Source organism: Nocardia brasiliensis ATCC 700358, from assembly GCF_000250675.2.
Classification (GTDB): domain Bacteria; phylum Actinomycetota; class Actinomycetes; order Mycobacteriales; family Mycobacteriaceae; genus Nocardia; species Nocardia brasiliensis_B.
Genome location: NC_018681.1, coordinates 8,987,706 through 9,013,630, shown reverse-complemented (window position 1 = coordinate 9,013,630; position 25,925 = coordinate 8,987,706). Strand labels below are relative to the sequence as shown.

Genomic DNA, 25,925 nt, shown 5'->3' with positions numbered 1-25,925 from the left:
CCCCAGGACTGTGAGAGGAGGAGATATCCGGTGAGTCAACGGGAGTGGATCGAAAAGGACTTCTACAAGGAGCTGGGTGTCTCCTCCAGCGCCTCACAGGACGAGATCAAGAAGGCGTACCGCAAGCTCGCTCGCGACTTGCATCCGGATGCCAACCCCGGCGACAGCAAGGCCGAGGAACGGTTCAAGACCGTCAGCGAAGCGCATGCGGTGCTGTCGGATCCGGCGAAGCGCAAAGAGTACGACGACACCCGGAAGTTGTTCGCGGGTGGCGGATATCCGCGCGGCGGCGGGTTCACCCCCGGTGCGGGTGGCGGCTTCTCGCAGGACTTCAACATCGGTGACATCTTCGGCAACGCGAACGCGGGCGACGGTGGCCTCGGTGACCTGCTGGGCGGCCTGTTCAACCGGGGCGGCACGCGGACCGCGAGCCGCCCGCGCCGCGGGGCCGACGTGGAGACCGAGACGACCCTCGGTTTCCGGGAGGCCGCGCAGGGCGTCACCGTTCCGCTGCGGATGACCAGTCCGTCGCCGTGCACCACCTGTCACGGCAGCGGTGCCAAGCCGGGCACCAGCCCTCGGGTCTGCCCGCACTGCAACGGAACCGGCATCATCAGCCGCAACCAGGGCGCCTTCGGTTTCAGCGAGCCGTGCGATGACTGCCGGGGCACCGGCTCGATCATCGACGACCCGTGCGTCGACTGCCATGGCAGCGGCATCCAGAACCGGACTCGGACCATCACGGTGCGGATCCCGCCGGGTGTCAGTGACGGCCAGCGGATTCGGCTCGCCGGTCAGGGCGAGGCCGGGTTGCGCGGCGCGCCGTCGGGCGATCTGTTCGTCAGCGTGCACGTCAGCCAGGACAAGGTCTTCGGCCGCAACGGCGACGACCTGACCCTGGTGTTGCCGGTCAGTTACAACGAATTGGTGCTCGGCACAACGGTTTCCGTGCCGACACTGGAGGGGCGCGTCGGTGTCAAGGTGCCGCCCGGCACCGCGGACGGCCGCATCCTACGGGTGCGCGGCCGGGGCGTGCCCAAGCGCGGCGGCGGCGCCGGTGACCTGCTGGTCACCGTCAAGGTCGCGGTGCCGCAGAAGTTGGATGACAACGCGGCCGAGGCGCTGCGGCGCTACGCGGACGCGGAAAAGGCCAGCGGATTCGATCCACGGGCAGGATGGGCAGGTGCTTGATGTCCAATGATCCGAAGCGGGCGTCCGGTGGGGCGTCACGAGCCGAGTTCTTCATGATCTCGGTGGCGGCTCAACTGGCGGGCATGCACGCGCAGACGCTGCGCACCTATGACCGACTGGGACTGGTTACGCCACAACGTACTTCGGGTGGCGGGCGACGCTACTCGACCAGGGACGTCGAACTGCTGCGCGAGGTGCAGCGGTTGTCCCAGGACGAGGGCGTCAACCTGGCGGGCATCAAGCGCATCATCGAGCTCACCAATCAGGTCGAGGAACTGCAACAGCGCGTCGCCGAGCTGGCGGCCGAGCTGGATCGGCTGCGGGCGGGCTACCGGCCCGATCTCTCGCCGCCGCAACGCAGTACCGCGCTGGTGGTGTGGCAGCCCCGTAATCGTCGCGGAAGCTAGATCTCGCGCAACAACGCTGAATACGGCTGGCTAACCATCGGGCCCCTTGTCCCGGCACACAATTCGTGTTCCGAGGTCAGGGGGCCCGACGGCGTTGCGGGAGCATCGTTCGCAAGGTTTGCCAAAGGTAAGCCGAGAGCCGGTGTGCGGCAGCGCTTCGCGTATTCGATCCGCGCGGTCCTGCTCCGCGCCGAATTTCGCCGCCGACCCCCGCGGTCCCGCCGTGCCCGGTGTCTGCTCGGGTGACCAACGGACTGTCCAGAAGTTGCCGCGTGATCGCTCCAGGCCCGAGTTTTTCAAAGTGGGCCTTGCAAATTCAGTGTGTCTGTGACCGATTTCACCTGTTTTTACGGTCTTTCAGTCTGTTTGCTCGGCGTTTCACGCTGCGGATCCTCGTTTCAGGGGAATTACACGCTTGATGTTTAAACGGAGGATTCCGTAGCTGGCAAACCTCGCATACACTCCTTGGCAACGGCTGCTGACGAGTGTCCCGCAGCACCTCACTCGCCGGCACAGCTTTGTGTTCGAGTGCGAAATGGGGTTGTGACACAAATGGATTCGCGGACTGTCGCTTTGATCAGAACGACGTTCAAGGCGGTTGCTGCGGAGGAAGGGGGGCAGGAGAAATTAGCGAGATCGTTCTATTCGATCCTCTTCACCGACTACCCCCAAGCCCGCGATTTCTTCCCGGCAGCCATGGACGCACAGCGTGATCGCCTTGTCAAGGCCATCGGCTACGCGCTGGACCGGCTCGAGGAGCCGAACAAGCTGTTGCCCTTCCTCGCCCAGCTCGGGCGCGACCATCGCAAATACGGTGTGCAGCGCGAGCATTACGCCGCGGTCGCCAACTCGCTGAAGACCGCGATGCGGCTCTACGCGGGCACCGAGATGTGGACCGACGAGGTGGACCGGGCCTGGGACGAAGGCCTGACGATCATCGGCGACACCATGATCGGCGCCGCGGAGAAGGAGACCACGCCGCCGGTCTGGACCGGTACCGTCGTGGAAAGCCGTGCGGTACTGCGTAATCTGTCCATCGTGCGGCTCCAGCTCGACCAGCCGATGCAATACGCCGCGGGCCAGTACATGAGCGTGCAGGTGCCGTCGCGGCCCCGGATGTGGCGCTATATGTCGCCCGCCGTGCCGGCAAATGCCAACGGCGAGATCGAATTCCACATTCGCAGCGTGCTCGGCGGCTGGGTCAGCTCGGCCATCGTCGGCCACACCGCGATCGGCGACAAGTGGCTGCTCGGCGCGCCGCTCGGCGGGCTCGGCATCCCGCGCAACGCGAAACGCAAGATGCTGATGGTCGGCTGCGGCACCGGTATCGCGCCGCTGCGCGCCCAGTTGATGGCGATGGCGCAGCGCCGGACCAACCCGAAGGTGCACCTGTTCGTCGGCGGCCACCATCCGTGCGACCTCTACGATCTCGACACGCTCAACAGCCTCGCCGTCGCGAACCGCTGGCTGACCGTGACGCCGGTGACCGAACACGAGGAAAACCCTTGGTGGTACCAGGATTCCGGCGCGCTGGCGCCGAACTGGACCGGTTTGGAGCCCCGGTTGACCGGACAGATCGGCAAGGTGGTCTCCGGCTACGGCGCCTGGGCCGACCGGGACGTGCAGATCGTCGGTTCACCCTCGATGGTGCAGACCACCAAGTTCCGCCTGATGGCCGCGGGGACGCTCACCAAGAACATCCGCCACGACCCGCTGTTCTGACCGGCCGTCCGGGATTTCGACCCCTCCCGTAATCCCGGACCGATCCGGAATCCGGCCGTGCCCAGTACCGCGGCCGGATTCCGGTCTCCCGGGCGCTCGGCGGGTGACAAACCCGAGCCGGGTTACAAACCCTCGAATTGGATGAGCTCCGGCGGAGTTCCGGTTTCCAGCAGGCGGTCGACGGTCGCGCTGACCATCCGCGGCGACCCGCAGACCAGCACCTGGTGATTCTCGAAGGCGCCGTGCGAGCCGACCACTTCGGCGAGCGTGCCGAACAGCATGTCGTCCGGCGGGAAGCCGATGTCGACGCGGCTGTGCTCGTACCACTCGTCCACCCAGCTCGGGTCGTCCGGGCTCTCCACCACGGGAATGACCGTGAGCCAAGGCAATTCATCGGCGAGCAGGTACAGCATGTCGGAGGCGTAGAGCTCACGCGGGGAGTGCCCGCCGAAGAACAGATAGGTGCGCGGCGGTTCCGGCGCGCGGGCCAGGTCCAGGATCTGCGCCCGCATCGGCGCGAGTCCGGTGCCGCCCGCGATCATCACCACCTCGTCGCCCTCGGGGTCGACCGTGAAACCGCCGAGGGGCGCCCGGATCTTCCATTCGTCGCCCGCTTTGGTGTCGGCCACGATGGAACCGCTGCACCAGCCGCCCGGCACGGTGCGCACGTGGAACTCCAGCTTGCCGTCCAGCGAGGGCGGCAGCGCCGGAGACAACCTGCGCCGCATGCTCGGTTGCTGCGGCACCGTCACCTCGACCGACTGCCCCGCGACGAACGGGACGAACTCGCCGATCAAGCGAATCACCGCCAGGTCGTGGCGGATTCGATGATGCCCGACCACCGTCGCGGTCCACTCGGGCGGCTGCGGTGCGCCGTTGCCACGCGCACCAGGGTCCCCCACCATTGGGGCCTCCTTCATCACACAGGATCGGAGCTGATGATGTGCTCCGGAGTACCGACCGCGATCAACGCCCGGCGGGTATCCGCGATCATCTTCGCCGATCCGGCGATCTGGATCTGCCGGTCCGCCCACGCGCCGAAGCTCGCGACCACCGCGCCCAGGTTACCGATCAACCGCCGATGCATGCCGTACGGCTCTTCCTGCGGCGGATGTGGATACCACCACGGATTGGTCTTCTGTTCGCAGACCGGCACGATGGTGAGCCACGGATTGCTCTGCGAGAGCTGCCACATGTTCTCCACGTCGTAGAGATCGCAGGGGTAGCGGCCGCCGATGAAGAAATGCACCCGCGGATTGATGCCCCGCTGGCCCATCTCGATCAGCTGGGCGCGCAGCGGCGCGATGCCGGTGCCCGCGCCGATCATCAGCACATCGCGGCCGCTTTCCCGATCCACGTGCAGGCCGCCGAGCGGACCGGCGATCTGCCAGCGGTCACCGACCCTGGTCTCGTTGACGATGGCGGGGCTCACCCAGCCGCCGCGGATCTTGCGGATGTGGAATTCGATCTCGCCGTACGGGTTCGCGGGAATCGCGGGCGAGAAATAGCGCCACATCTTGGGCCGCTGCGGCACCGTGAGCGGCACGTACTGACCGGCCTGATACGGAATCGGGCTCTCGGACTGCAATCGCACGATGGCCAGATCCTCGAGCACCCGCCGGTGCCCGACCACGGTCGCCTCCCAGAACGGCTGCGATTTGTCGGAATTCGCGCCGATCGCCATGGACGCCGAGATCAGGATCGTGATGTCGCGCCAGCCCTCCTCCAGGCCACGGTGCCAGGCGGCGCCGTTGTAGGCGCGGAAGGCGGACAGCAGCGCGCGGCCCGCCGCGTCGTAGTGCGCCGCGTCGACGCCGTACTTGCGGTGATCCCGCGCCAGCTGCTCGAGGAATTTCTGCGCCCGTCCCCAATCCTCCAGATGGTCGAGCACATACTGGATGGCCGTGACGATCCGCTTCGCCTGCATGTCCATCGCAGGCGGGAAGAGTTCACGCAGTTGCGGGTTCTCGGCGAACAAATGACCGTAGAACGCACTGACCAACCGCTCGGATCCGTTCGGCGCCTCTATCACCGAACGGAAGTTGGCGCGGACCAGCGCAGCCGAACGCGCATCCACGACGCGGTGTTTCCTTTCCCTCAGTTTCTGCCCGGGGACCTACCCGTAACCGGCTGTCCTCCGCGGACCAGTATCCCTGAATTCCCCGTGGTCGGGGCGGGTATGTCCCTGAAGCCCAGACCAAACGGTAACCGTCGGGCTAACGCCCGCTGTTACGGCCTTGATGCGGAAATCACATCATGACAGTCGCGGCTTGTCGGGAGCGCGCTGCCGCCGTCGAGGGTACTCAGATCGCGAGGACGGTTTTGCCGCGGGCACCGGTGGCGCCGAGCACACTCACCCCGTCGGCGAGGGGGATGGTCGCGTCGATCGGCACCACTACGTCACCTTCGGCGACCCGGTCCAGCAAACGGGCCAATTCCGCTGCGCCGCCGCTGGATTGGAGGTTGCCGCCGCGCAGTCCCTTGGCCCGCAGCGCGTTCTCGTCGGTGGACCAGATGGTGGAGTACACCGCGCCGCCGGGACGCACGAGGCCGAGCAGGTAGGCCAGCGCCGCGGGCGGGCTCACCAGGTCGTAGAGCACGTCGATGCCGTCGGGGTGCGCGGCGCCGACCTGCGCGCCGATCGAGCCCGCGGCGTAGTCGACGGTCTCGGCCGCGCCCAGCCGGGTCATCTGGTCCGCGACCACGGCGCGGGCGGTGGCGATCACCTGCGCCCCCGCCATGTTCGCCAGCTGGACCAGGAAGGAGCCCACCCCGCCGGTGGCGCCGACGATGAGCACTGTCTGGCCCGGTTCGATCCCGGTCGCGTCGACCAGGTCCTGTGCGGTGACGCCCGCGGTAGGCACCGCGGCGGCCGTCGCGGTCGGCACGCCGTCGGGGATGGGCACCAGGATGCCGCTCTCCGGAATCACCGCGAACTCGGCGAAGCTGCCGTGCCCCGCGGGCGGCGTCAGGAACTTGCCCACCACCCGGTCACCGACGGCGAAGCGGCTTACCCCGGGCCCGACGGTGGCGACGGTGCCCGCGCCGTCGACGCCGAGGATCATCGGAAAATCGTGGGGCATCTTGCCGTCCAGGATCCCGTCGGCCATTTTCGCGTCGAACGGGTTGACGCCCGCCGCCTCGAGCTGCACCCGGACGGTCCCCGGTCCCGGCTCGGGGACCGGCATGTCGACCAGCTCGGGTGTCGCTCCGAACTTCTGTACCACGATCGCGCGCATGCATTCGCTCCCTCGGTCGGGTGAAGAGTGATGCATCAACTAACGGCCAGGCTCATCGTATGCATCCATACCCCGCGGACACTGTGATTCATCGCATTGGCGGGTGTCGCGGCGTTCCGGTTCGAGCCGTCCCGCGGTCGGCTAGTAGTGGAGCGGTGGACACGTTCAATCCGACCAGCAAGACCGAAGCCGCCCTGACCACCGCGTTGCAGACGGCATTCGCCGCGGGTAATCCGGAGATCGCACCCGCGCACCTGTTGATCTCGATGCTCGATCACACCGACGGCGCGGTCGCCGCGCTGCTGCAGGCCGTCGGCGCCGACCCGATTGTCGTGCGCCGTGGCGCACAGGATCTCGCGGACCAGCTGCCGACCACCTCCGACGCGAGTGTCGTCCCGCAGCTCGGTCGCGACGCGCTCGCGGTGTGCACTGCGGCGCGCCGGGCCGCGACCGAGTCGGGGGTGGCGCACGTGTCGACCGAGCACGTCGTGCTCGGTCTGGTGGCAAGCGATACGGCGGAGGCGGGACTGCTCGCGGCACACGGCGTCACCGCGGAGACGCTGCATGCCGTGCTGCCTGCCGAACCGAGCGGCGCGATCGCCGATGCGGATCCGGCGAACAGCCGCTGGGCGCTGCGCGAGTACACCACCGATCTCACCGAGCTGGCCCGAGGCGGCGAACTCGACCCGGTCGTCGGGCGATACGCCGAAATCCGGCAGCTGGCCCTGATATCGAGCCTGCGCGGCAGAAAGGCCGCGGTGCTCGTCGGCGCGGACGGCGTCGGCAAGACGTCGATCATCGCGGGCCTCGCGCAGCGGATCGTGGCGGGCGAGGCGCCGGACCTGTTGCGCGACAACCTCGTCATCGCCCTCGATCTGCTCGCGATGGTGGCCGGGGCACGCGGTTTCGGCGAGTTCGAACAGCGGCTCACCGCGGTGCTGGACGGCATCGAGGACCGGGCCGGACGCGCTGTCGTCGTGATCGATGAACTGCCTACGCTCGCCACGGTGGCCGACGCATACGCGACGACCGTCACCACGGTGCTCGCGCCCGTACTCGCGCGTCCGGCGCTGCGCCTCGTCGGTACGGCGACGCCCGAGCGGTACGCCCGGCTCGTCGCGCACGACAGCGCGCTGACCCGGGTCTTCCAGCAGGTCGAGGTGCGGGAGCCGAGCCAGGCGGACGCCGTCGCCATGCTGTGCGGCGTCCGGCCGCGCTACGAGGCGCACCATCAAGTGCGGATCACCGACTACGCGGTACAGGCCGCCGTGGTGCTCGCCGACCGCCATCTGCCCGGGCCGTTGCCGGACAAGGCAATTCAGCTGATCGACGTGGCTGCCGCGCGGCTGCGCATGGCGACGCTCGATCGGCCGGTCGACGTCGACGAGCTCCAGGACACGATCCGCCGCCTCGAAACCGAACAGACGGCGCTGAAGCAAGAGCCGGCCGAGCAGGTTGCCGAGCGTTCGAGCCGGCTGCGGTCCGAACTCGCGACCGCTCGTGCCCGGCTTTCCCAGCTGCTGACCGAATGGCGGGATCGGCAGCGGACCGTCGATCGAGTGATGGACCTGCAGGACGACCTGAACCGGATCACCGGGAGATGGCTGGAGGAGGACCGCATCGTCGATCGTGACCTCGCGCAGCAATTGGCCGACGCCCGGACCGACTACGAGCGCGCCGAACGCGCCGGTGATTTCGGCCGGGCGTCCGAGCTGCGCTACCGCACGATCCCGCACCTGGAGCGGCGAGTAGTCGAACGAGCGGAATCTGCCGGAGCACCCCTGGCGGTATCCGTCGGACAGATCGAGGACTGGCATATCGCTGCCGTGGTCTCGGAGTGGGCGGGTCTCCCGGTCGACCGGTTGAACCTGAGCTGACCGCCCGGCATCGATCCGGCGCGGGCGGCGCGATTCGTCCTGTTCGCCCGCGTCCCGGCGTACCGTTTCACCGCACGGGAAAACAACTGAACTTGAGCGGAACAGACTCAACCTTTCCGACGTTGGACGTTAGGAACGGCACGGAGCCGTGCGAAGGGTTTCGTGCGGATCAGGCTCCGGAGCCGCCACATCGACTAGCAGGAAGGTGACTTGTGGACTCGTTCAATCCCACCACCAAAACTCAGGCGGCCCTGACCGCCGCACTGCAGGCGGCCTCCGCTGCGGGCAACCCGGAGATTCGTCCGGCCCATTTGCTGGTGGCGTTGCTGGATCAGACCGACGGCATCGCCGCCCCGCTGCTGAAGGCCGTCGGCGTCGACCCGGCGTCGGTCCGGCGCGAGGCCCAGGACATCGTGGAGCGGCTGCCCAAGGCGAGCGGCGCCACCACCACACCGCAACTCGGCCGCGAGGCGCTGGCCGCGATCACCGCCGCCCAGCACCTGGCCACCGAGCTGGGCGACGAGTACGTCTCCACCGAGCACGTCATGGTCGGCCTGGCCAAGGGCGATTCCGACGTGACGATGCTGCTCGTGAAGTACGGCGCGAGCGCCGACGCGCTGCGCGAGGCGTTCACCACCGTGCGCGGCAGTGCGCGGGTGACCAGCCCGGAACCCGAAGGCAGTTACCAGGCGCTGGAGAAGTACTCCACCGACCTCACCGCGGCCGCCGAGGAGGGCAAGCTCGACCCGGTGATCGGGCGAGACGCCGAAATCCGCCGCGTGGTACAGGTTTTGAGCCGTCGCACCAAGAACAACCCGGTGCTCATCGGCGAGCCGGGTGTCGGCAAGACCGCCATCGTCGAGGGTCTCGCGCAGCGCATCGTCGCCGGTGACGTGCCGGAGTCGTTGCGCGGCAAGTCCGTCGTCTCGCTGGATCTCGGCGCGATGGTCGCCGGCGCCAAGTATCGCGGCGAGTTCGAGGAACGGCTCAAGGCGGTGCTCGAGGACATCAAAAACAGTGCGGGACAGATCATCACGTTCATCGATGAACTGCACACCATCGTCGGCGCCGGCGCGACGGGCGAGTCCGCGATGGACGCGGGCAACATGATCAAGCCGATGCTGGCCCGCGGTGAACTGCGCCTGGTCGGCGCGACCACGCTGGACGAGTACCGCAAGCACATCGAGAAGGACGCCGCCTTGGAGCGCCGCTTCCAGCAGGTGCTGGTCGGGGAGCCGTCGGTGGAGGACACCATCGGCATCCTGCGCGGGCTCAAGGAGCGTTACGAGAACCACCACGGCGTGCGGATCACCGACTCCGCGCTGGTCGCCGCGGCCAGCCTCAGCGACCGCTACATCACCTCGCGCTTCCTGCCGGACAAGGCGATCGACCTGGTCGACGAGTCCGCGTCCCGGCTGAAGATGGAAATCGATTCCCGCCCAGTGGAAATCGATCAGATCGAGCGCGCGGTGCGCCGGCTCGAGATCGAGGAACTCGCGCTGACCAAGGAGACCGACGAGGCCTCCAAGCAGCGCCTGGAGAAGCTGCGTTCCGAATTGGCCGATGCCCGTGAGGAACTCAACCAGCTGACCACCCGCTGGCAGAACGAGAAGAAGGCGATCGATCAGGTCCAGGTGCTGAAGAAGGAACTGGAGGTGCTGCGCGGCGAGGAGGAGCGCGCCGACCGCGAGGGCGACCTGGAGAAGGTGTCCAAGCTGCGCTACAAGGACATTCCGGAGCTGGAATCGCAACTGGCCGAGGCCGAACGCACGTCGAAGACCGCGGGCGACGGCGACGTGATGCTGAAAGAGGAAGTGGGCCCGGACGATATCGCCGAGGTGGTCGCCGCCTGGACCGGTATCCCGGTGGGCCGGCTGCTCGAAGGCGAGACGCAGAAGCTGCTGCGGATGGAGCAGGAGCTGGGCAAGCGCGTGGTCGGCCAGACCGAGGCGGTGCAGGCGGTATCGGACGCGGTGCGCCGGGCGCGCGCCGGAGTCGCGGACCCGAACCGGCCGACCGGCTCGTTCATGTTCGTCGGGCCCACCGGCGTCGGTAAGACGGAGCTGGCGAAAGCGTTGGCGGACTTCCTGTTCGACGACGAACGCGCCATGGTCCGGATCGACATGAGCGAATACAGCGAGAAGCACGCGGTGGCTCGCCTGGTCGGCGCGCCGCCCGGATACGTCGGTTACGACCAGGGCGGTCAGCTGACCGAGGCGGTGCGGCGCAGGCCGTACACGGTGGTGCTGTTCGACGAGATCGAGAAGGCGCACCCGGACGTGTTCGACATCCTGCTCGCCGTGCTCGACGAGGGACGGCTCACCGACGGCCAGGGCCGCACGGTGGACTTCCGCAACACCATCCTGATCCTGACCTCGAACCTCGGTGCGGGCGGCGAACGCGAGTTCGTGATGAACGCGGTGCGTTCGGCGTTCAAGCCGGAGTTCCTCAACCGCCTCGACGACGTGGTGATGTTCCACGCGCTCGACGAGGAACAGCTCGAGCACATCGTCGACATCCAGCTCGAGCAGCTGCAGAAGCGGCTCGCGCAGCGCAGGCTGAAGCTGGACGTGAGCGATTCGGCCCGGTTCTGGCTGGCAGTGCGTGGTTACGACCCGGTCTACGGTGCGCGGCCGCTGCGCAGGCTGGTGCAGCAGGCCATCGGCGACACGCTCGCCAAGGAGCTGCTCTCGGGTGAGGTCGCCGACGGCGACACCGTGAAGGTGACCGTCACGCCGGACGGTGACGGGCTCATCGTCGGCAAGTAAGGCATCACGGCGCCATCGGTCCGGTCGGACCGATGGCGCCGTGACGCTGTTATCCGGGCGCAGTCCGAATTCCTGTCGCGCATGACCCCGGCGCGGGCCCGGTAACGCCTAACCTGGAGTCCATGACCAACCCGAACGATCCGTGGGGACAGCGGCCGGAGGATGCGCCGACCGAGCACCTGGCGGGCAAGTCCGGGTTCGAGCAGCCGCTGCACACCACGGAGTATTCCGAGGCGTACGGGTCCGGCGCGCCCTCGGCGTATCCGGCGACCGAGCAGTTCGAGCCGTGGTCACCGCCCCCACCGAACGCAACCCGCGAATTCCCGCCCGCCGACAACCAGTGGGGCGGCTACGAGAGCACCTACGGAAACCAGTGGGCCGCAGCGCCGGTGGACGCGCCGCCGGGCGGTCCGGTCCCGCCCGGTCTCGGCATGCCGCCGGAGCCGCCGAAGCGCAACACCGGTCTGTGGATCGCGTTGGGTCTCGCGGTGGTGCTGCTGGTCGGTGTCGCCGGCGTGGTCGCGGGTGTCGTGCTGAGCGGCAAGGACTCCGATTCGTCCACGGCCGCGAACACCTCGGCCCTGCCGACCGCCAACCGGACGCCGGTGACGCCCCGCACCGGGCAACCCAATCCGACCGTGCTGCCGAGCCTGCCCGGGCTGCCCGGCATCGATGCGCTCGGCACCACCATGGGCACCATCACCGCCAACGACGGCGGCACCCTCACGGTCAGCACGCTGACCAACGCCACGGTCACCGTGCGTACCGATGCGAACACCCAGGTGATCTCGGTGTCCGGCACCAAGGTCTCCGACCTGCCCAAAGGCGATATCGTCCTGATCCAGGGCGATAAGGGCGCCGACGGGACGATCCACGCCAAGGTCATCATCAGCACGTCGCTTCCCGGAGGCCCGAGATGAACCGGCTCGCTTTCACACGCTCGGCGCGCGGCCGAGAACAGACCGCCTCCGGCCGCTTCCATTAGGCTGGACGGCGATGACGGCAATGTGGTTCGGCTTGGCGGCGATCGCACTCGTGGGTGCGATCGTGCTGCTGTATTTCGATCGGATCCAGCGGCAGCGGACCGGTCACGCGCGGCAGGTCTGGGCGAAATCCCAGGGCTACACGTATGTGTCGGTGGAGCCGGCGCTCCCCTCGACGTGGCGGCGCGGTGCGCTGGCCAAACTGGGCTACCTGTCCGCGGTGGACGTGGTGTCCGGCATTCGCAAGGGCGAGAAGTTCGTGCTCTTCGATCTGGAGGACGCCGCGACGCTGATCGCGGTGCGGCGCCAGATCGGTTCGGATATCGACGTGGACATGCGGCTCAAGACGGCCTCGCCGCCCAAGGACGCCGACCTCGAACTGCTCGGCGCGATCGGCGACCGGGTGGTCTTCGCGACCAACCCCGAAATCGCCAGGCACGCAGTCGATCAGCGGATGGTCGCGTTCATCGAGACGCTGCCCGACACCGTGCAGATGCTGTGGAGCGAAGGCAACTGGACGCTGGGCATGCTGTCGGTGGGCACCTCCTCGCGCGAATGGGAGACCTCGATCGACGCGGTGCTGCGCCTGTCCGGCCTGCTGCACGTACTGCCGCCGGTGAGCGAGCCGCGCTTCGACAGCGGTGATCACGATCCGGGCCGGCCGCGGCCGCGGGGCCGAGCCCGCGACGAGGAACTCGACGACGAACTGGACGAGCCCGTGGGCGCCGCCCGCGTGCAGCCGCCGCGGCTGCGCAAGGACGAGGACTACGACGAGCCGCCTTTCGTCGAACAGGACTACGACGGGGACTTCGACGAGCGCGCCCCGCTGTCCGCGCCGAACGAACCGGAACCGCCGCGCCGCCCTTCGCTCGCCGTCGTGCCGGACGCGCGCGCCCGGGTCCGGGAAGAACCACGGGTCCGCGAAGAGCCGCGCTTGCGCGAGGAGCCCGAGGCCGCCGACGACTGGTCGCCCGCACCACGCGACACCTGGTCGCCCGCGCCGCGCGACGAGCACGCGGACAACGACTGGGCCGACGAGCAGCCCGACCGCCGCCAGGTTCCGCGCGAGGACGATCGTGCGGCCGAACCGCCGGGTGGGCCGTTCCACCCCGGGTTCCGTCCGTACCAGGGACCTGTGCCGCAGTGACCGGCCGTGTCGGCAGGGTGACCGCCGTCCGACCGACCGAGCACCGATGACCGAACACCCCGTGCCGCCGCGCCTGCCCGGCGCGAGCAGGCCCGTGGCGTTGATCACCGGACCCACCTCGGGTATCGGGCACGGCTACGCGATGCGCCTGGCCTCGCTCGGCTATGACCTGGTGCTCGTCGCCCGGGACGAACAGCGCCTGGTGACCCTCGCCAACGCGCTGCAGCACCGGTTCGGCACCCGGTGCGAGGTGCTCGTCACCGACCTGACCAGTCCGGCGGCCCGGGAGCGGGTGGCGGCCCGGTTGCGGGCCGGCGTCGAATTCCTGGTCAACAACGCCGGATTCGCGCATGCCGAGCCTTTCTGGGCGCTCCCGCCCGAGGAACTGCAGGCCGAAGTGGACGTCAACGTCACCGCGGTGGTGCAATTCACCCGGGCCGCGTTGCCCGCGATGATCGCGGCGGCGAACGGCTCGGTGATCAATCTGGCCAGTGTGGCCGGGGTGATCCCCGGACGTGGATCGACGTATTCGGCGGCCAAGGCCTACGTCGTATCCTTCACGGAAGGGTTGGCAGGTGGACTGGCCGGAACGGGTGTCCGGGTCCAGGCCCTGTGCCCGGGATTCGTGCGCACCGAATTCCACGAGCGAGCCGGCATCGATAAGTCGTCGCTGCCGAAAGCCTGGTGGCTCAGCGTCGACCAGGTGGTTGCCGGTTCCCTGCGTGATCTGGAGAAAGGCCGGGTACTGAGTGTGCCCGGCATGCAGTACAAAGCGCTCACCACCGTCGCCGGAATGATCCCGCGAAACCTGGCGGCCCGACTGAATCGCGGCTTGTTCAACGCACGCGGAAGGACTTAGGAATGATCGACGAGGCAACCACCAACGAGTCGGCGCTGGGCACCACCGCCGGTTCCGACCGAGATAGATTGGCCGCGCTGGTGCGCGAGCTGGCCGTGGTGCACGGCAGGGTCACCCTGTCGTCGGGCAAGGAGGCCGACTACTACGTCGACCTGCGCCGGGCGACGTTGCACCACGACGCGGGACCGCTGATCGGCAAGCTGCTACGCGAATTGGTGGCCGACTGGGACTTCGACGCCGTCGGCGGACTGACCATGGGCGCCGACCCGGTCGCGTTCGCGGTCATGCATGCGCCGGGCCGGCCGATCGACGCGTTCGTGGTGCGCAAGGCCGCCAAGGCGCACGGCATGCAGCGCCAGATCGAGGGCCCCGACATCGTCGGCAAGCGGGTGCTGGTCGTCGAGGACACGACCACCACCGGAAACTCCCCGCTCACGGCCGTGCGCGCGCTGCGCGACGCGGGCGCGACGGTGGTCGGCGTCGCCACCGTGGTGGACCGGGAAACCGGGGCTGATCAGGTGATCGCCGCCGAGGGCCTGGAGTACCGCTCCATCCTCGGATTGAAGGATCTGGCGCTGAGCTAGCCTGGACAGCGGTCTAGTTCTGCAAAGGTGAAGGGTCATCTTCAGTGGTGAGCATTGCAATCAACAAGAATCGCGACAACGTTGCGATGCTCGGTATCGGCGCCTATCGGCCGGAGCGCATTGTCAGCAATGCGGACGTGTGCGAGGTGCTGGACTCCAATCCTGAGTGGATCTACGACCGCACCGGCATTCGCAACCGCCGCTGGATCAGCGGTGACGAGACGCTGCGGTCGATCGCGGCCGCGGCGGGCGAACGCGCGCTGGTGAACAGCGGGATCGATCGCTCGAAGATCGGCGCGCTGATTCTCGCGACGTCGAGCTGGCTCATGCTCACCCCGCACGGCGCCCCGTCCATTGCGCATGACCTGGGGATCAACGGCATCCCGGCGTTCGACCTGACCTCCGGCTGCGGCGGTTTCGGCTACGGACTCGGGGTCGCGGCCGATCTGATCCGGGCGGGTTCGGCCGACTACGTGCTGCTGATCGGCGCCGAGACGATGACGGTCGGACTGGACCCGACCGACCGCGGCACCGCGATGATCTTCGGCGACGGCGCGGGCGCGGTGGTGATCGGGCCGAGTGAGGAGAACGGCATCTCGCCGACCGTGTGGGGCAGCGACGGCGAGAACGCCGCCGCGATCGCCCAGGACGTGAACTTCCTCGACTACATGGAGAAGGCCCAGGCGATGCAGGGCACCGATCCGGCGGTAGAGCCGATCGGCCGGATGTCGCTGCGGATGGAGGGCCCGCGCGTATTCCGTTGGGCCGCCGTCACTTTGCCGCGCGCACTGTCCACCGCGCTGGAGGTGTCCGGGGTGGCCAAGGAGGACATCGAGGTGTTCATCCCGCACCAGGCCAACGCGCGGATCAACGAGTTGATGAAGAAGAATCTGGGCCTGGCCGACGATATCCCGATGGCCAACGACATCGAGAACACCGGCAACACCTCGGCCGCGTCCATCCCGCTGGCCATGGAGGAGATGCTGGTCACCGGCAAGGCGAAGGGCGGTCAGCTGGCGCTGCTGCTCGGGTTCGGCGCCGGCCTGAGCTACGCGGGGCAGGTCGTCACCCTGCCGCCGAAGCCGGTCGAGCCGAGCTTCTGAGCCATGCGAAAGTTCCGGGCCGGGTTCCTGGCCGCGGCCGCGGTCACCGTCTACGGTGCGGTGACCGGCCGTGAACGGGCGCAGTGGCTCGCGAAGCCACTGCTGATGCCGCTGCTGGCGGCAGACGTCGCCACGAGCGACGTGGCGCTCGACAAGACCGATCGCACCGTCCTGCTCGGTGCGCTCGGCGCCGCGACACTGGGCGACATCCTGCTCATCGATCCGGACGACGACCGGCGCCTGATCGCCGGGGCGTCGTCGTTCGCGGTGATGCAGGCCGGGTACACCGCGCTGTGGTTGCGCAAGGGCGCCCGGCCGCGGGCCGTCATCGCCGGACCGCGATTGGCGGCCTGGCTCGGTGCGGCCGCGTTGTTACGGGCCAAGGCGCCCACCGTGGCGTTGCCGCTCACCGCCTACGGCGCGACATTGGGCACCGCGGGTGTGCTCGCCTCCGATCCGGCCCTGGCCCGGGACGCGAAAAACGTTGCGGGCGTGAACATCCCCAATGCCGATCCGCGCAGCAGGCTGGCGCTCGGCGCGCTGCTGTTCACCGTCTCCGACGGGCTCATCGTGGCGCGCAAGCTGTTCGCGCGCGGCGAGCGCAGCCGCCGGATCACCGAGGGCGTCATTCTCACGACCTATGCCGCCGCCCAGTTCCTGCTCGCCGATCCGGACGCGCACGCCTGAACCGCCCGCTCACAGCACGACGATGATCCGGTCCCGGTTGGCCGGGTCGACCCGGATCGAAATGGTCTCGCCGACCGCGAGTTTCGGCTTGTCCGCCGGGGTGACATCGAAAACTATGGTGCCCCGGTAGGTTTCGGATCCGGGCACGGTGAGTTCCAGGTCCAGTTCGGTGAGCTCGCTGTGATGGTCGGTGGGCCGCAACGGATGCACGCCGTGCACGGTCGCCCAGCCCTCCAGCCCGTGCCGCCAGAGTCGCCGATCCGCCTTGGACGGGCGGGCCGCCAGCATCATCCCGATGCCGAGGCAGGTGCCGAAAAGCCCGACCAGCGCCACGATCTGGTACGGCAGCGTGCCGGGCGGCGTGTGGTGGACCAGCCACCCGAGCCACAGGCCGAGCAACACGAGGTAACCGGCGGTGACTCCGAGCACCGTGCGCAAGATTCGCCCGTGGTCCATACCAGCCTCCACCCCGACTGTCCGGCTTCCAGGATAGGCCCGCACTGGTGCTGACATGCGCGGATCGGGCTCGATAGGGGCGGCCGCGGTAAGGGGTTCAGCCCTTGAGGCGCAGTACCGCGAGCACGCGGCGGTGGTGGGTGTCCGACGGCGGCAGATCGAGTTTGGTGAAGATGTTGCCGATGTGCTTCTCCACCGCGCGTTCTGTGACGGTGAGGCTGGTCGCGATGGCGTTGTTGGACAGGCCCTGCGCCATCAGTTCGAGCACCTCGCGCTCGCGCGGTGTCAGGCGGGTCAGCGAATCCTGCTGTTTCGAGGCGCCCATCAGTTGGCTCACCACCTCTGGATCGAGTGCGGTGCCGCCGGTGGCGACGCGGTGCAGGGCGTCGACGAAATCGCGGACATCGGCGACCCGGTCCTTGAGCAGATAACCGACGCCGCTCGCGCCGCCGGCCAGCAGCTCGGTGGCGTAGCGGGTTTCCACCCACTGGGAGAAGACGAGCACTCCGGTCATCGGATATTTGCGGCGCAACTCGATGGCGGCGAGCAGGCCCTCGTCGGTGAAGCTGGGCGGCATCCGCACATCCACCACGGCGACGTCGGGGTTGTGCGTGCCGACCACGTCGCTCAGCGTCGTCGCGTCGCCGACCATCGCGACCACCTGGTGGCCGCGTTCGGTCAGCAAGCCGGCGAGTCCGTCGCGCAGGATCGCGCTGTCCTCGGCGATCACGATGCGCAGTGACTCCGTCATCGTGAGCCTTCCTTCGGTAGCAGGATCGTGATCACGGTCGGGCCGCCGGTGGGGCTCTGCACGGTCAGCGACCCGTCGACCGTGCGTGCCCGCGCGGCCAAGCCGGAAAGCCCACTGCCCGCGGCGAGTTGACCTTCGGCCGGTTGCAGCACGCCGCCGATGCCGTTGTCCCGCACGGTGATCGCGATGGTGTGCGCGTCGTTCGGCAGCACCGACACCCAGGCACGGGTCGCGGTGGCGTGCCGGACCACGTTGGTGAGCAGCTCCGCGACGGAGAAGTAGGCGATCGCCTCGACCGCCGGGTTGGGCCGCTCGGGCAGGTGCACCCGCAGTTCGGTCGGCACCGAGCAGCGCGCGGTGAGCGTTTCCAGCGCCGGCCCGAGGCCGAGTTCCAGTGCGGGCGGATGGATTCCGCGCACCAGCTCGCGCAGCTCGGTCAGCGCCTCCTTGGACGATGCGTGCGCGTCGGCGATCAGATCGCGTGGATCACCGCCGGCCTCGAGCCGGTCCTCGGCCCGGCCGAGCGCCATGGCGATGGTGACCAGCCGGGCCTGGGTGCCGTCGTGCAGGTCGCGCTCCAGCCGGCGCAGGGTGGCGGTGGAATCGTCGACCGCGGCCTGCCTGCCCTGCTGCAGCTCGGTGATCCGCTGATCGCGCGCGGTCGCGGTCAACAGGGCCATGGCCAGCAGCCGGTGCAGCCAGCAGAGCGCGCGCAGCAGCCAGGGCAGCGCGAAGCAGCCGAGGACGCCGAGCGCGGCGAAGCCGAGCACCCGGGGCCAGGTGTCGATGTAGAAATCGCCGAACTGGGCGAACGAATGATGTTCCACGCCATCGGCATCGACGTTGATCGGATCGAAGAGCACCCACAGGATCGGCGAGACCGCGACGAACACCGTCATCGCGACCACGATGAGCGCTAGGTATCCGACCACGACGCCGAGCACCGCCTGCGCGATGAGGAACAGCGTGGCGCGCCAGCTGGCCAGATCGGTGAAGGCGCTCTTGAGGAAGCCGACGAGTCCCGGCGTCGGCGCGAACGTCGGCGGCGGCGTCAGCGGCGTGCCGAGCAGGTCCTTGACCAGCGCCCGGTAGATCCGGCCCCAGAAGCGGCCGCCGAGCAGGACCAGCGCGAGGATGGGCAGGCCGATGACGGTGAAGGAGATCAGCAATCCGCCGCCCCACGCCGCGTACAGGTAGACCACGGCGATGCAGCCGAGCACGAACGCGGTGAAGACGTAGACGAGTTCTTTCCAGAATCGCGCCTGGAACGGCGCGCGAAGGACGGCACGAAACGCCTGCTCGGCCGTCGACCGGGTTTTACCGGGCATCGGGTCGAGCACCAGCGTGGGTTCGGCGTGTGTCTCGGTCATGGCTCCATGGTTGTCGGCGCGGCGTCGCGATTCGATGGAGCTGTCCGCCGGATGTGTGGTGTAGCCAGCTACACCCACTACCATCCTGCTGATGAGCTACCCGCCGCAGCAGCCGCCATACGGCTATCCAGCCTACGGGGCCTACGGTCCGCCGCCGGATCACCCGCAGGCCACCACGATCCTGATCCTCGGCATTCTCGGTCTGGTCTTCTGCCAGATCCTCGGCCCGGTGGCCTGGGTGATGGGCAAGCGGGCGCTCAACGAGATCGATGCCTCCGGCGGCGCGATGGGCGGCCGGTCCAACGTCATGGTCGGCTATGTCTGCGGCATCATCTCCTCGGTGCTGATCATTCTCGGCATCCTGTTCGTCGTGCTGTTCGTGGTGCTGGGCCTGCTCGGCGTCTGGGCGGGGTCGAGCACCAGCTACTGAGCCGGGCGTTTCGCGGGTCGGGCCCGGAATTAGCATCGGCGGAGTGAATCACGCAGTGCCGGACGCGGCGGAGCAGGACCCACCGGGGCCCACCGAATGGGGCGAGCACCCGCACGGTGTCGGGCCGTGGTCCGACGAGCACGCCGAGCCGCCGCCGGAGGACCCCCGGTTCGACGCCGAGTTGCTGGCGGCGGGTGATCGCCGCAACGTGGTCGACGCCTACCGCTACTGGTCGCGCGAGGCGATCGTCGCCGATATCGACCGGCGCAGGCATCCGTTCCACGTGGCGATCGAGAACTTCGGGCACGACGCGAATATCGGCACGGTGGTGCGCACGGCCAATGCCTTCGCGGCCGCGGCGGTGCACATCGTCGGGCGCAAACGCTGGAATCGGCGCGGCGCCATGGTCACCGACCGCTACCAGCACATCGAGCACCACGAGTCGGTGGCCGAGCTGCTGGCGTACGCGGCCCGCACCGGGCTGACCGTGGTGGCCGTGGATAACGTCCCCGGGTCGATCCCGTTGGAGACGGCCGAACTGCCCCGGGACTGCCTGCTGCTGTTCGGTCAGGAGGGCCCCGGCGTCACGGCCGACGCGAAAGCGGCCGCGGCCATGACCGTTTCGATCGCCCAGTTCGGGTCGACGCGCAGCATCAACGCGGGCGTGGCCGCGGGGATCGCCATGCACGCGTGGATCCGGCGGCATGCCGATCTCGCCGACGCGTGGTGAGTCGTGGCATATAGCCCAGACCTGAGAATTCGGCGGATATTTCGCGCGCTGTGTCATTCGAGCATCGTCTTTGTAACAAATCGGGCGCGTAAAAGCGTTCCAAACTGGCACCATTGACGCATGACCACGCGGAAGGCCGAGGACCCGCAGCATGCGACAGCACGGTCGCTGGGTGAGCGCTCGCGGGCGAACCGGGATGCGGTCGCGACCGCCGCGGTCTGGTCCGAGCGCGCCGATATGGCCGAATCCGCGATCATCTCCCGGCATCTGCGCGCGCTGTGGGCGCTACCCGGCACGCAATTGGGCGTGGTCGGCTGGCCCGCGACCAAGCGTGAACGCGCGTTCGGGTCCTGGCACTACTGGTGGCAGGCGCATCTGATCGACTGCGCGGTGGACGCCGCGAACCGCACGCCGACCCCGGTGCGCCGCAAGCGGATTGCCGCGATCGCGCGCTCGCACCGGATCCGCAATCTCACCGGCTGGACCAACCGGTACTACGACGACATGGCCTGGCTGGCCATCGCCCTGGAACGCGCGGAACGGATCGCGGGCGTCACCGAGGCGCGCAGCGGGCTGCTCGCGCTGGAGAAGCCGCTGTACGAGGGCTGGAATCCGGAGGTCGGCGGCGGTCTGCCGTGGCGGATCGGCTCGGACTACTACAACGCGCCCGCCAACGGCCCGGCCGCGATCGCGCTGCTGCGGCTCGGGCGGCAGCTGCGCGCCCAGGAGATGGCCGACTGGCTGGACGAGACGCTGCGCGATCCGGAATCCGGGCTGATCCTCGACGGCATCCATCTGCCCGCCGGCGAGATCGAACGTCCGGTGTTCACCTACTGCCAGGGCGTGGTGCTCGGCGTGGAAACCGAGCTCGCCGTGCACACCGGCGAGGCGCGGCATATCGAGCGCGTGCATCGGCTGCTCGGCGCGGTCGAGGAGCACATGACGACCCGCGGCGTGATCAACGGCGGCGGTGGCGGTGACGGCGGTCTGTTCAACGGGATCCTGGCCCGCTATCTCGCGCTGGTCGCGCTGATGCTGCCCGGCGAGGACGAGGCGCGGGCGGCCGACCGGCGGGCCGCGGCGGCGATCGTGCGGGCCTCCGCGACGGCGGCGTGGGCGAACCGGCTCCAGGTCGAGGGCGAGCCGCTGTTCGGCCACGATTGGAGCCGGCCGGCGACGCTGCCCGGCGGTACCGCCGGGGCCGGTCACTTCACCCCGGGCGGTTCGGTCACCGCGTCCCGGGTGCCCGAACGCGATCTGTCCGTGCAGCTTTCGGGCTGGATGTTGATGGAGGCCGCCTACCAGGTCAGCGCGGCCGGTCTGTAGACCGGCCGCCGCTGTTCGTGGCGGCCGGGTACGTCAGCTCTCGGCTTCGACGACCCGGATCGGCACGGTCTCGAAGTCGAAATCCTCGGCGGGCTTGGCCATTTCCTGCCGATAGTGCCGAATGCCGAGCGCGGTGCCCACGATCAGGCCGAGCACCAGCGTGCCGATCACGATCGGCATCAACCACGGCACCCGATCGAGGAAGCTGCCCGCGTAGTAGCCGATCAGCAGCAGCACCGGCGCCCAGATGATCGCGCCGATCGTGCTCGCGATGGTGAACTTGCGATGATCCATCCCGGCCGCGCCCGCGACCGTCGGGCACAGCGTGCGCACCCACGGAATCCAGCGAGCGACGAGCACCGCGACGAAGCCGTGCCGCTGCAGCAGTTCGGTGACCCGCTGCAGATTCCTGGTGTTGATGTAGCGCCCGTTCTTGCGGGCCACCAGGTGGTGCCCGGTGCGCTGGCCGATGACGTAACCGACCTGATTGCCCGCGATGGCCGCGAGCATCGTGCCGACCGACAGCGCCCACACCTGGGTCTCGCCGGAGGCGTGCGAGGCCATCACCACGCCGGCCGTGATCAGCATGGAGTCGCCGGGCAGGAACAGCCCGAGAATCACCGCGCATTCGAGGAAGACGAAGGTCAGTACCACCGTCCAGACGAGCGCTGGGCCCGCTGACATCAGCGGATCGAAATTGCCCACTGCTAGGGGCGAGGACGCCACGAACACGCGCTCAGCGGGTCGGCTCGCTCGTCGAAACGGTCAGCTCGGCTTCGGGAGCGGCCACCGGCGCCCCGCCGCCACGATTGAGCAGCCGCTTCGCCACCGCGAAGACGCCGGGCAGGATCGAGACGAACACGATGAGCAGGAAGATGGCCTCGACGTGGTCGCGGATGAAGGCGATGTTGCCGAGGAAGTAGCCGCACACCGTCACGCCGCCGCCCCACAGGATCGCGCCGACGATGTCGAAGGCGACGAACTTGCGGTAATCCATCTTGGACACACCGGCCAGCACCGGCATGAACGTGCGCACGATCGGCACGAACCTGGCCAGGATGATGGTCTTGGGCCCGTGCTTCTCGAAGAACTCGTGCGTCTCGGTGACGTAGTGCTTCTTGAAGAACCGGGTGTCCTCCTTGTGGAACAGCGCGGGTCCGATGCCGCGGCCGATCCAGTACCCGGACTGGTCGCCGGCGAAGGCGACGAGGGTCACCAGCGGCAGCAGCCACCAGATCGAGACCGGCGGATTCGACTGCGCGGCCAGCAGGCCGCCGGTGAACAGCAGCGAATCGCCGGGCAGGATCGGGAAGAGCAGGCCGGTCTCGATGAAGACGATCGCCAGAATGGCGGGAAGCACCGCGTTCTTCAGCCACGTCTCCGTGAGCAGGTGCATCGGGTCGAGCAACTGGGTCAATGCGATGTTGCTCGTCACCGATTCTGTCGCTGCCAGCAGAATCACGCGGTCTCCTGTTCTGGGTACGGCCGGCCTGATCGCTCACCCTCGCATCGGGAGCCGCCAGCGCAATTACCGGCACCACAGTACCGGGTTCGGCTGAGAATGCCCGTGCTGTGCGCGAAACTACCGGCTGGTCACCTGATGGTTCCGCGGTGACCACGGCACGGCCACCTGTGGGTCCGGCGGCGGTACGCGGTGGCGACGGCCCGCGGGATCTTCGTCTGCCTCCCTGGATACCAGGCGAAACCCCGCTGTCCTAGGGTGGTGGCTGACAAAATAGGTCTTTGCCGCAACAACACGGAGGTCTTACTGTGCCCATCGCGACTCCGGAGGTCTACGCCGAGATGCTCGGTCGGGCCAAAGCGCACTCCTTCGCCTTCCCGGCCATCAACTGCACGTCGTCGGAGACGATCAACGCGGCCATCAAGGGCTTCGCCGACGCGGGCAGCGACGGCATCATCCAGTTCTCCACCGGCGGTGCGGAATTCGGCTCCGGCCAGGGTGTGAAGGACATGGTGACCGGTGCGGTCGCGCTGGCCGAGTTCGCGCACGTGGTTGCCGCGAAGTACGACGTCACCATCGCGCTGCACACCGACCACTGCCCGAAGGACAAGCTGGACGGGTTCGTCCGGCCGCTCATCGCGATCTCCCAGGAACGGGTGAAGAACGGGCAGCACCCGCTGTTCCAGTCGCACATGTGGGACGGCTCCGCGATCCCGATCGACGAGAACCTGGAAATCGCCAAGGAGCTGCTCAAGGCCTGTGCCCAGGCCAATATCATCCTCGAGGTCGAGATCGGCGTCGTCGGCGGTGAAGAGGACGGCGTCGAGGCCGAGATCAACGACAAGCTCTACACCTCGCCCGAGGACTTCGAGAAGACCATCGACGCGCTCGGCGCGGGCGAGAACGGCAAGTACCTGCTCGCCGCGACCTTCGGCAACGTGCACGGCGTGTACAAGCCGGGCAACGTGGTGCTCAAGCCCGAGGTGCTGGCCGAGGGTCAGCGGGTCGCCGCGGCCAAGCTCGCGCTCGGCAAGGACGCGCAGCCGTTCGATTTCGTCTTCCACGGCGGCTCCGGCTCGCTGAAGTCCGAGATCGAGGATTCGCTGCGCTACGGCGTGGTGAAGATGAACGTCGACACCGACACCCAGTACGCGTTCACCCGTCCGGTCACCGGCCACATGTTCAGCAACTACGACGGTGTGCTGAAGATCGACGGCGAGGTCGGCAACAAGAAGGTGTACGACCCGCGCAGCTACCTGAAGAACGCGGAAACCTCGATGGCAGCGCGTGTCACCGAGGCATGCAATGATCTGAAGTCCGCGGGAAGGTCGATCAGCGCCTGACCCGATCATCAACCCACCGGGGGCTCGACAGCTCATGTGTCTGGATGTGCGCGTGCTCGGGCCCGTCCGGTTGCTCGTCGGCGGTGAGCCGGTGGCGGTCGGCGGGCCCAAGCCGCGGGCGTTGCTCGCCGCGCTCACTGTGAATCGACGGCGCGCGGTCTCTTCGGCCGCGCTGGCCGACATGGTGTGGAACGAGGATCCACCCGATTCGTACGCGGCGAGCCTGCAGGTATTCGTCTCGAATATTCGTAAAGCCCTGCGTAATTCGGGTGTGGACCCGGCGCAGGTGTTGCGCACGGAATCCTCGGGCTATCGGCTCGAAGTGGCCGAGACCGCATGCGATCTCGGCCGTTTCGAGACGGCACGGGAGGCGGGCAGCCGCGCGGCCGCGCTCGGCGATCACGCCGGCGCCGCGCAGCTGTTCGGCGCCGCGCAGCGTGAGTGGAGCGGCCGCGCGCTGGCCGATCTCACCGGGCTGCAATTCGCCGACGGCTTCGCCACCGCGATGGAGGAGGAGCGGCTGGCGGTCGCTTCCGCGCGGATCGACGCCGAAATCGCCCTCGGGCGTGCGTCATCGGTGATCGGTGAGCTGGTCGCGATGACCACCGAGCATCCGCTGCGCGAGCCGCTGTGGGGTCAGCTGATCACCGCGCTGTACCTGTCCGGTCGGCAAGCCGACGCACTGGACGCGTGCCGCCGGGTGCGGACCGTCCTTGCCGACGAGCTCGGCATCGACCCCGGCCCCGCGCTGACCGAGCTGGAACAGCGGGTGCTACGGCAGGAGCCGCTGAGCACCGTCGAGTTGCGGCAGGCCGAGCGGATGGCCGCGGCGATGACCGAGACGGTCACCGAGGCGCCGCGCGCGGTGCGCAGCGGGCAGTTACGGCTGCCCGACGGCCGGGTGGTCTCGATTGCCCAGGGCGGCTTGCGGATCGGCCGGATGACCGACAACGACCTGGTCCTCGACGACCCCAAGGCCAGCAGGTATCACGCGCACATCATGCCGAGCCGGGCCGGGCTGCTGATCAAGGACCTGCATTCGGCCAACGGCGTCTACGTCAACGACGATCCGATCGAGAACGGCGCGCTGCTGGCCGACGGCGATCAGATCCGGATCGGCGCGACCATGCTGACTTTTCAAGCCGCGCAATAGCACCGGCTACTCGTTGCAGGCGATGCCGTCGTTGTCCTGATCGAGGTAGGCGTTGTAGCCGCGTTCCCCGCGGTACAGCGGGCCCGCGCCTTCGGCCCGGACCTGGTCGCAGTTGGTGTAGATCCGGCGCTTCTTCTTGTCCTTGCCGGCGTCTTCCGGATCGTCCTTGGGCAGCGAATCCGGCCGGGCGGCACTGGCGATGGTGGGCGCGGTCGCGGCGGCGGCGGTCGGCGGCACCAGCGTGAGTGCGCCGACCATCAGACACGCGGCGCCGAGCGCGGGAGCCACGCGGCGTACTACTGAATTTCTCACGCCTCCATCCTGCGCCGAAATCGCG

25 protein-coding genes are annotated in these 25,925 nt (G+C 68.4%); 16 read left to right on the top strand and 9 right to left on the bottom strand.

From position 1 onward, the window contains the following. The first annotated feature begins 30 nt into the window (after positions 1–30). From dnaJ to O3I_RS40360, 3 genes are all read left to right on the top strand, one after another. Positions 31–1,191 carry a molecular chaperone DnaJ gene (dnaJ, locus tag O3I_RS40370; protein ID WP_014988846.1) on the top strand — a complete coding sequence of 387 codons (1,161 nt, stop codon included), beginning with the start codon at positions 31–33 and terminating at the stop codon, positions 1,189–1,191. Then, a complete protein-coding gene (locus O3I_RS40365) occupies positions 1,191–1,598 on the top strand; it encodes a heat shock protein transcriptional repressor HspR (protein WP_014988845.1) in 408 nt (135 codons plus the stop codon). Before dnaJ ends, O3I_RS40365 begins: the two co-directional genes overlap by 1 nt. Before the next feature lie 552 nt (positions 1,599–2,150). Beyond that, positions 2,151–3,320, top strand: coding sequence for an FAD-binding oxidoreductase (locus tag O3I_RS40360; protein WP_014988844.1), 1,170 nt, complete (start codon positions 2,151–2,153; stop codon positions 3,318–3,320). A 122-nt stretch (positions 3,321–3,442) separates the two neighbouring features. Here the strand turns inward: O3I_RS40360 and O3I_RS40355 are convergent, their stop codons facing one another. The 3 genes from O3I_RS40355 to O3I_RS40345 all read right to left on the bottom strand — a co-directional run bounded on the left by O3I_RS40355 (position 3,443) and on the right by O3I_RS40345 (position 6,559). Further along, complete coding sequence (locus tag O3I_RS40355; protein WP_014988843.1) at positions 3,443–4,225, bottom strand: FAD-binding oxidoreductase; 783 nt, start codon at positions 4,223–4,225, stop codon at positions 3,443–3,445. A 14-nt stretch (positions 4,226–4,239) separates the two neighbouring features. Next, on the bottom strand, positions 4,240–5,397 hold the full coding sequence (locus tag O3I_RS40350; RefSeq protein ID WP_014988842.1) for an FAD-binding oxidoreductase: 1,158 nt from the start codon (positions 5,395–5,397) through the stop codon (positions 4,240–4,242). Positions 5,398–5,623: 226 nt separating this feature from the next. Next, entirely contained in the window at positions 5,624–6,559 is a 936-nt protein-coding gene (locus O3I_RS40345; protein WP_014988841.1) for an NADP-dependent oxidoreductase, read from the bottom strand. Between the two features lie 155 nt (positions 6,560–6,714). Between O3I_RS40345 and O3I_RS40340 the strand changes: the two genes are divergently transcribed. The 8 genes from O3I_RS40340 to O3I_RS40305 all read left to right on the top strand — a co-directional run bounded on the left by O3I_RS40340 (position 6,715) and on the right by O3I_RS40305 (position 16,567). Further along, positions 6,715–8,436, top strand: coding sequence for a Clp protease N-terminal domain-containing protein (locus O3I_RS40340; RefSeq protein WP_014988840.1), 1,722 nt, complete (start codon positions 6,715–6,717; stop codon positions 8,434–8,436). 212 nt (positions 8,437–8,648) lie between these two features. After that, entirely contained in the window at positions 8,649–11,204 is a 2,556-nt protein-coding gene (gene clpB, locus O3I_RS40335) for an ATP-dependent chaperone ClpB (protein WP_014988839.1), read from the top strand. A gap of 122 nt (positions 11,205–11,326) precedes the next feature. Continuing rightward, positions 11,327–12,124, top strand: coding sequence for a DUF5666 domain-containing protein (locus tag O3I_RS40330; protein WP_014988838.1), 798 nt, complete (start codon positions 11,327–11,329; stop codon positions 12,122–12,124). 76 nt (positions 12,125–12,200) lie between these two features. Next, a complete protein-coding gene (locus O3I_RS40325) occupies positions 12,201–13,334 on the top strand; it encodes a hypothetical protein (protein ID WP_141691723.1) in 1,134 nt (377 codons plus the stop codon). A gap of 46 nt (positions 13,335–13,380) precedes the next feature. Next, entirely contained in the window at positions 13,381–14,193 is an 813-nt protein-coding gene (locus O3I_RS40320) for an SDR family NAD(P)-dependent oxidoreductase (RefSeq protein ID WP_014988836.1), read from the top strand. Positions 14,194–14,195: 2 nt separating this feature from the next. Beyond that, positions 14,196–14,777, top strand: a complete 582-nt coding sequence (pyrE, locus tag O3I_RS40315; protein ID WP_014988835.1) for an orotate phosphoribosyltransferase — start codon at positions 14,196–14,198, stop codon at positions 14,775–14,777. Between the two features lie 44 nt (positions 14,778–14,821). Beyond that, positions 14,822–15,880, top strand: a complete 1,059-nt coding sequence (locus tag O3I_RS40310; protein ID WP_014988834.1) for a beta-ketoacyl-ACP synthase 3 — start codon at positions 14,822–14,824, stop codon at positions 15,878–15,880. A 3-nt stretch (positions 15,881–15,883) separates the two neighbouring features. Beyond that, positions 15,884–16,567 carry a lysoplasmalogenase family protein gene (locus tag O3I_RS40305; RefSeq protein ID WP_014988833.1) on the top strand — a complete coding sequence of 228 codons (684 nt, stop codon included), beginning with the start codon at positions 15,884–15,886 and terminating at the stop codon, positions 16,565–16,567. A gap of 9 nt (positions 16,568–16,576) precedes the next feature. On the opposite strand, the gene O3I_RS40300 is transcribed toward O3I_RS40305, so the two are convergent. The 3 genes from O3I_RS40300 to O3I_RS40290 all read right to left on the bottom strand — a co-directional run bounded on the left by O3I_RS40300 (position 16,577) and on the right by O3I_RS40290 (position 19,144). Further along, positions 16,577–17,023 (bottom strand): DUF3592 domain-containing protein, encoded by a 447-nt coding sequence (locus O3I_RS40300; protein ID WP_014988832.1) that lies wholly within the window; start codon positions 17,021–17,023, stop codon positions 16,577–16,579. 97 nt (positions 17,024–17,120) lie between these two features. Beyond that, positions 17,121–17,774: a LuxR C-terminal-related transcriptional regulator gene (locus O3I_RS40295; protein ID WP_014988831.1), complete on the bottom strand. Its 654-nt coding sequence runs from the start codon at positions 17,772–17,774 to the stop codon at positions 17,121–17,123. Continuing rightward, positions 17,771–19,144 carry a sensor histidine kinase gene (locus O3I_RS40290; RefSeq protein ID WP_041563177.1) on the bottom strand — a complete coding sequence of 458 codons (1,374 nt, stop codon included), beginning with the start codon at positions 19,142–19,144 and terminating at the stop codon, positions 17,771–17,773. Before O3I_RS40290 ends, O3I_RS40295 begins: the two co-directional genes overlap by 4 nt. Before the next feature lie 91 nt (positions 19,145–19,235). Between O3I_RS40290 and O3I_RS40285 the strand changes: the two genes are divergently transcribed. The 3 genes from O3I_RS40285 (at position 19,236) to O3I_RS40275 (ending at position 21,630) form a co-directional block, all read left to right on the top strand. After that, positions 19,236–19,574, top strand: coding sequence for a DUF4190 domain-containing protein (locus O3I_RS40285; RefSeq protein WP_014988829.1), 339 nt, complete (start codon positions 19,236–19,238; stop codon positions 19,572–19,574). A gap of 43 nt (positions 19,575–19,617) precedes the next feature. Beyond that, positions 19,618–20,304: a TrmH family RNA methyltransferase gene (locus O3I_RS40280; protein WP_014988828.1), complete on the top strand. Its 687-nt coding sequence runs from the start codon at positions 19,618–19,620 to the stop codon at positions 20,302–20,304. Between the two features lie 237 nt (positions 20,305–20,541). Next, positions 20,542–21,630 (top strand): glycoside hydrolase family 76 protein, encoded by a 1,089-nt coding sequence (locus tag O3I_RS40275; RefSeq protein WP_029901446.1) that lies wholly within the window; start codon positions 20,542–20,544, stop codon positions 21,628–21,630. Positions 21,631–21,663: 33 nt separating this feature from the next. Here the strand turns inward: O3I_RS40275 and O3I_RS40270 are convergent, their stop codons facing one another. Beyond that, the gene (locus O3I_RS40270) at positions 21,664–22,314 is read right to left on the bottom strand and encodes a DedA family protein (protein ID WP_042258773.1); all 651 of its coding nucleotides are present in this window, start codon (positions 22,312–22,314) and stop codon (positions 21,664–21,666) included. Positions 22,315–22,366: 52 nt separating this feature from the next. Further along, positions 22,367–23,026, bottom strand: a complete 660-nt coding sequence (locus O3I_RS40265) for a DedA family protein (RefSeq protein WP_081594367.1) — start codon at positions 23,024–23,026, stop codon at positions 22,367–22,369. Positions 23,027–23,400: 374 nt separating this feature from the next. On the opposite strand from O3I_RS40265, the gene fbaA reads away from it, so the two are divergent. Together fbaA and O3I_RS40255 are read left to right on the top strand one after the other, a co-directional pair. Further along, the gene (gene fbaA, locus O3I_RS40260; protein WP_014988824.1) at positions 23,401–24,435 is read left to right on the top strand and encodes a class II fructose-bisphosphate aldolase; all 1,035 of its coding nucleotides are present in this window, start codon (positions 23,401–23,403) and stop codon (positions 24,433–24,435) included. 34 nt (positions 24,436–24,469) lie between these two features. Further along, positions 24,470–25,588, top strand: coding sequence for a BTAD domain-containing putative transcriptional regulator (locus tag O3I_RS40255; protein WP_014988823.1), 1,119 nt, complete (start codon positions 24,470–24,472; stop codon positions 25,586–25,588). Between the two features lie 6 nt (positions 25,589–25,594). Here O3I_RS40255 and O3I_RS40250 read toward each other — a convergent pair whose 3' ends face one another. Continuing rightward, positions 25,595–25,900, bottom strand: a complete 306-nt coding sequence (locus O3I_RS40250) for an excalibur calcium-binding domain-containing protein (RefSeq protein ID WP_237748210.1) — start codon at positions 25,898–25,900, stop codon at positions 25,595–25,597. Between the last annotated feature and the right edge of the window lie 25 nt (positions 25,901–25,925).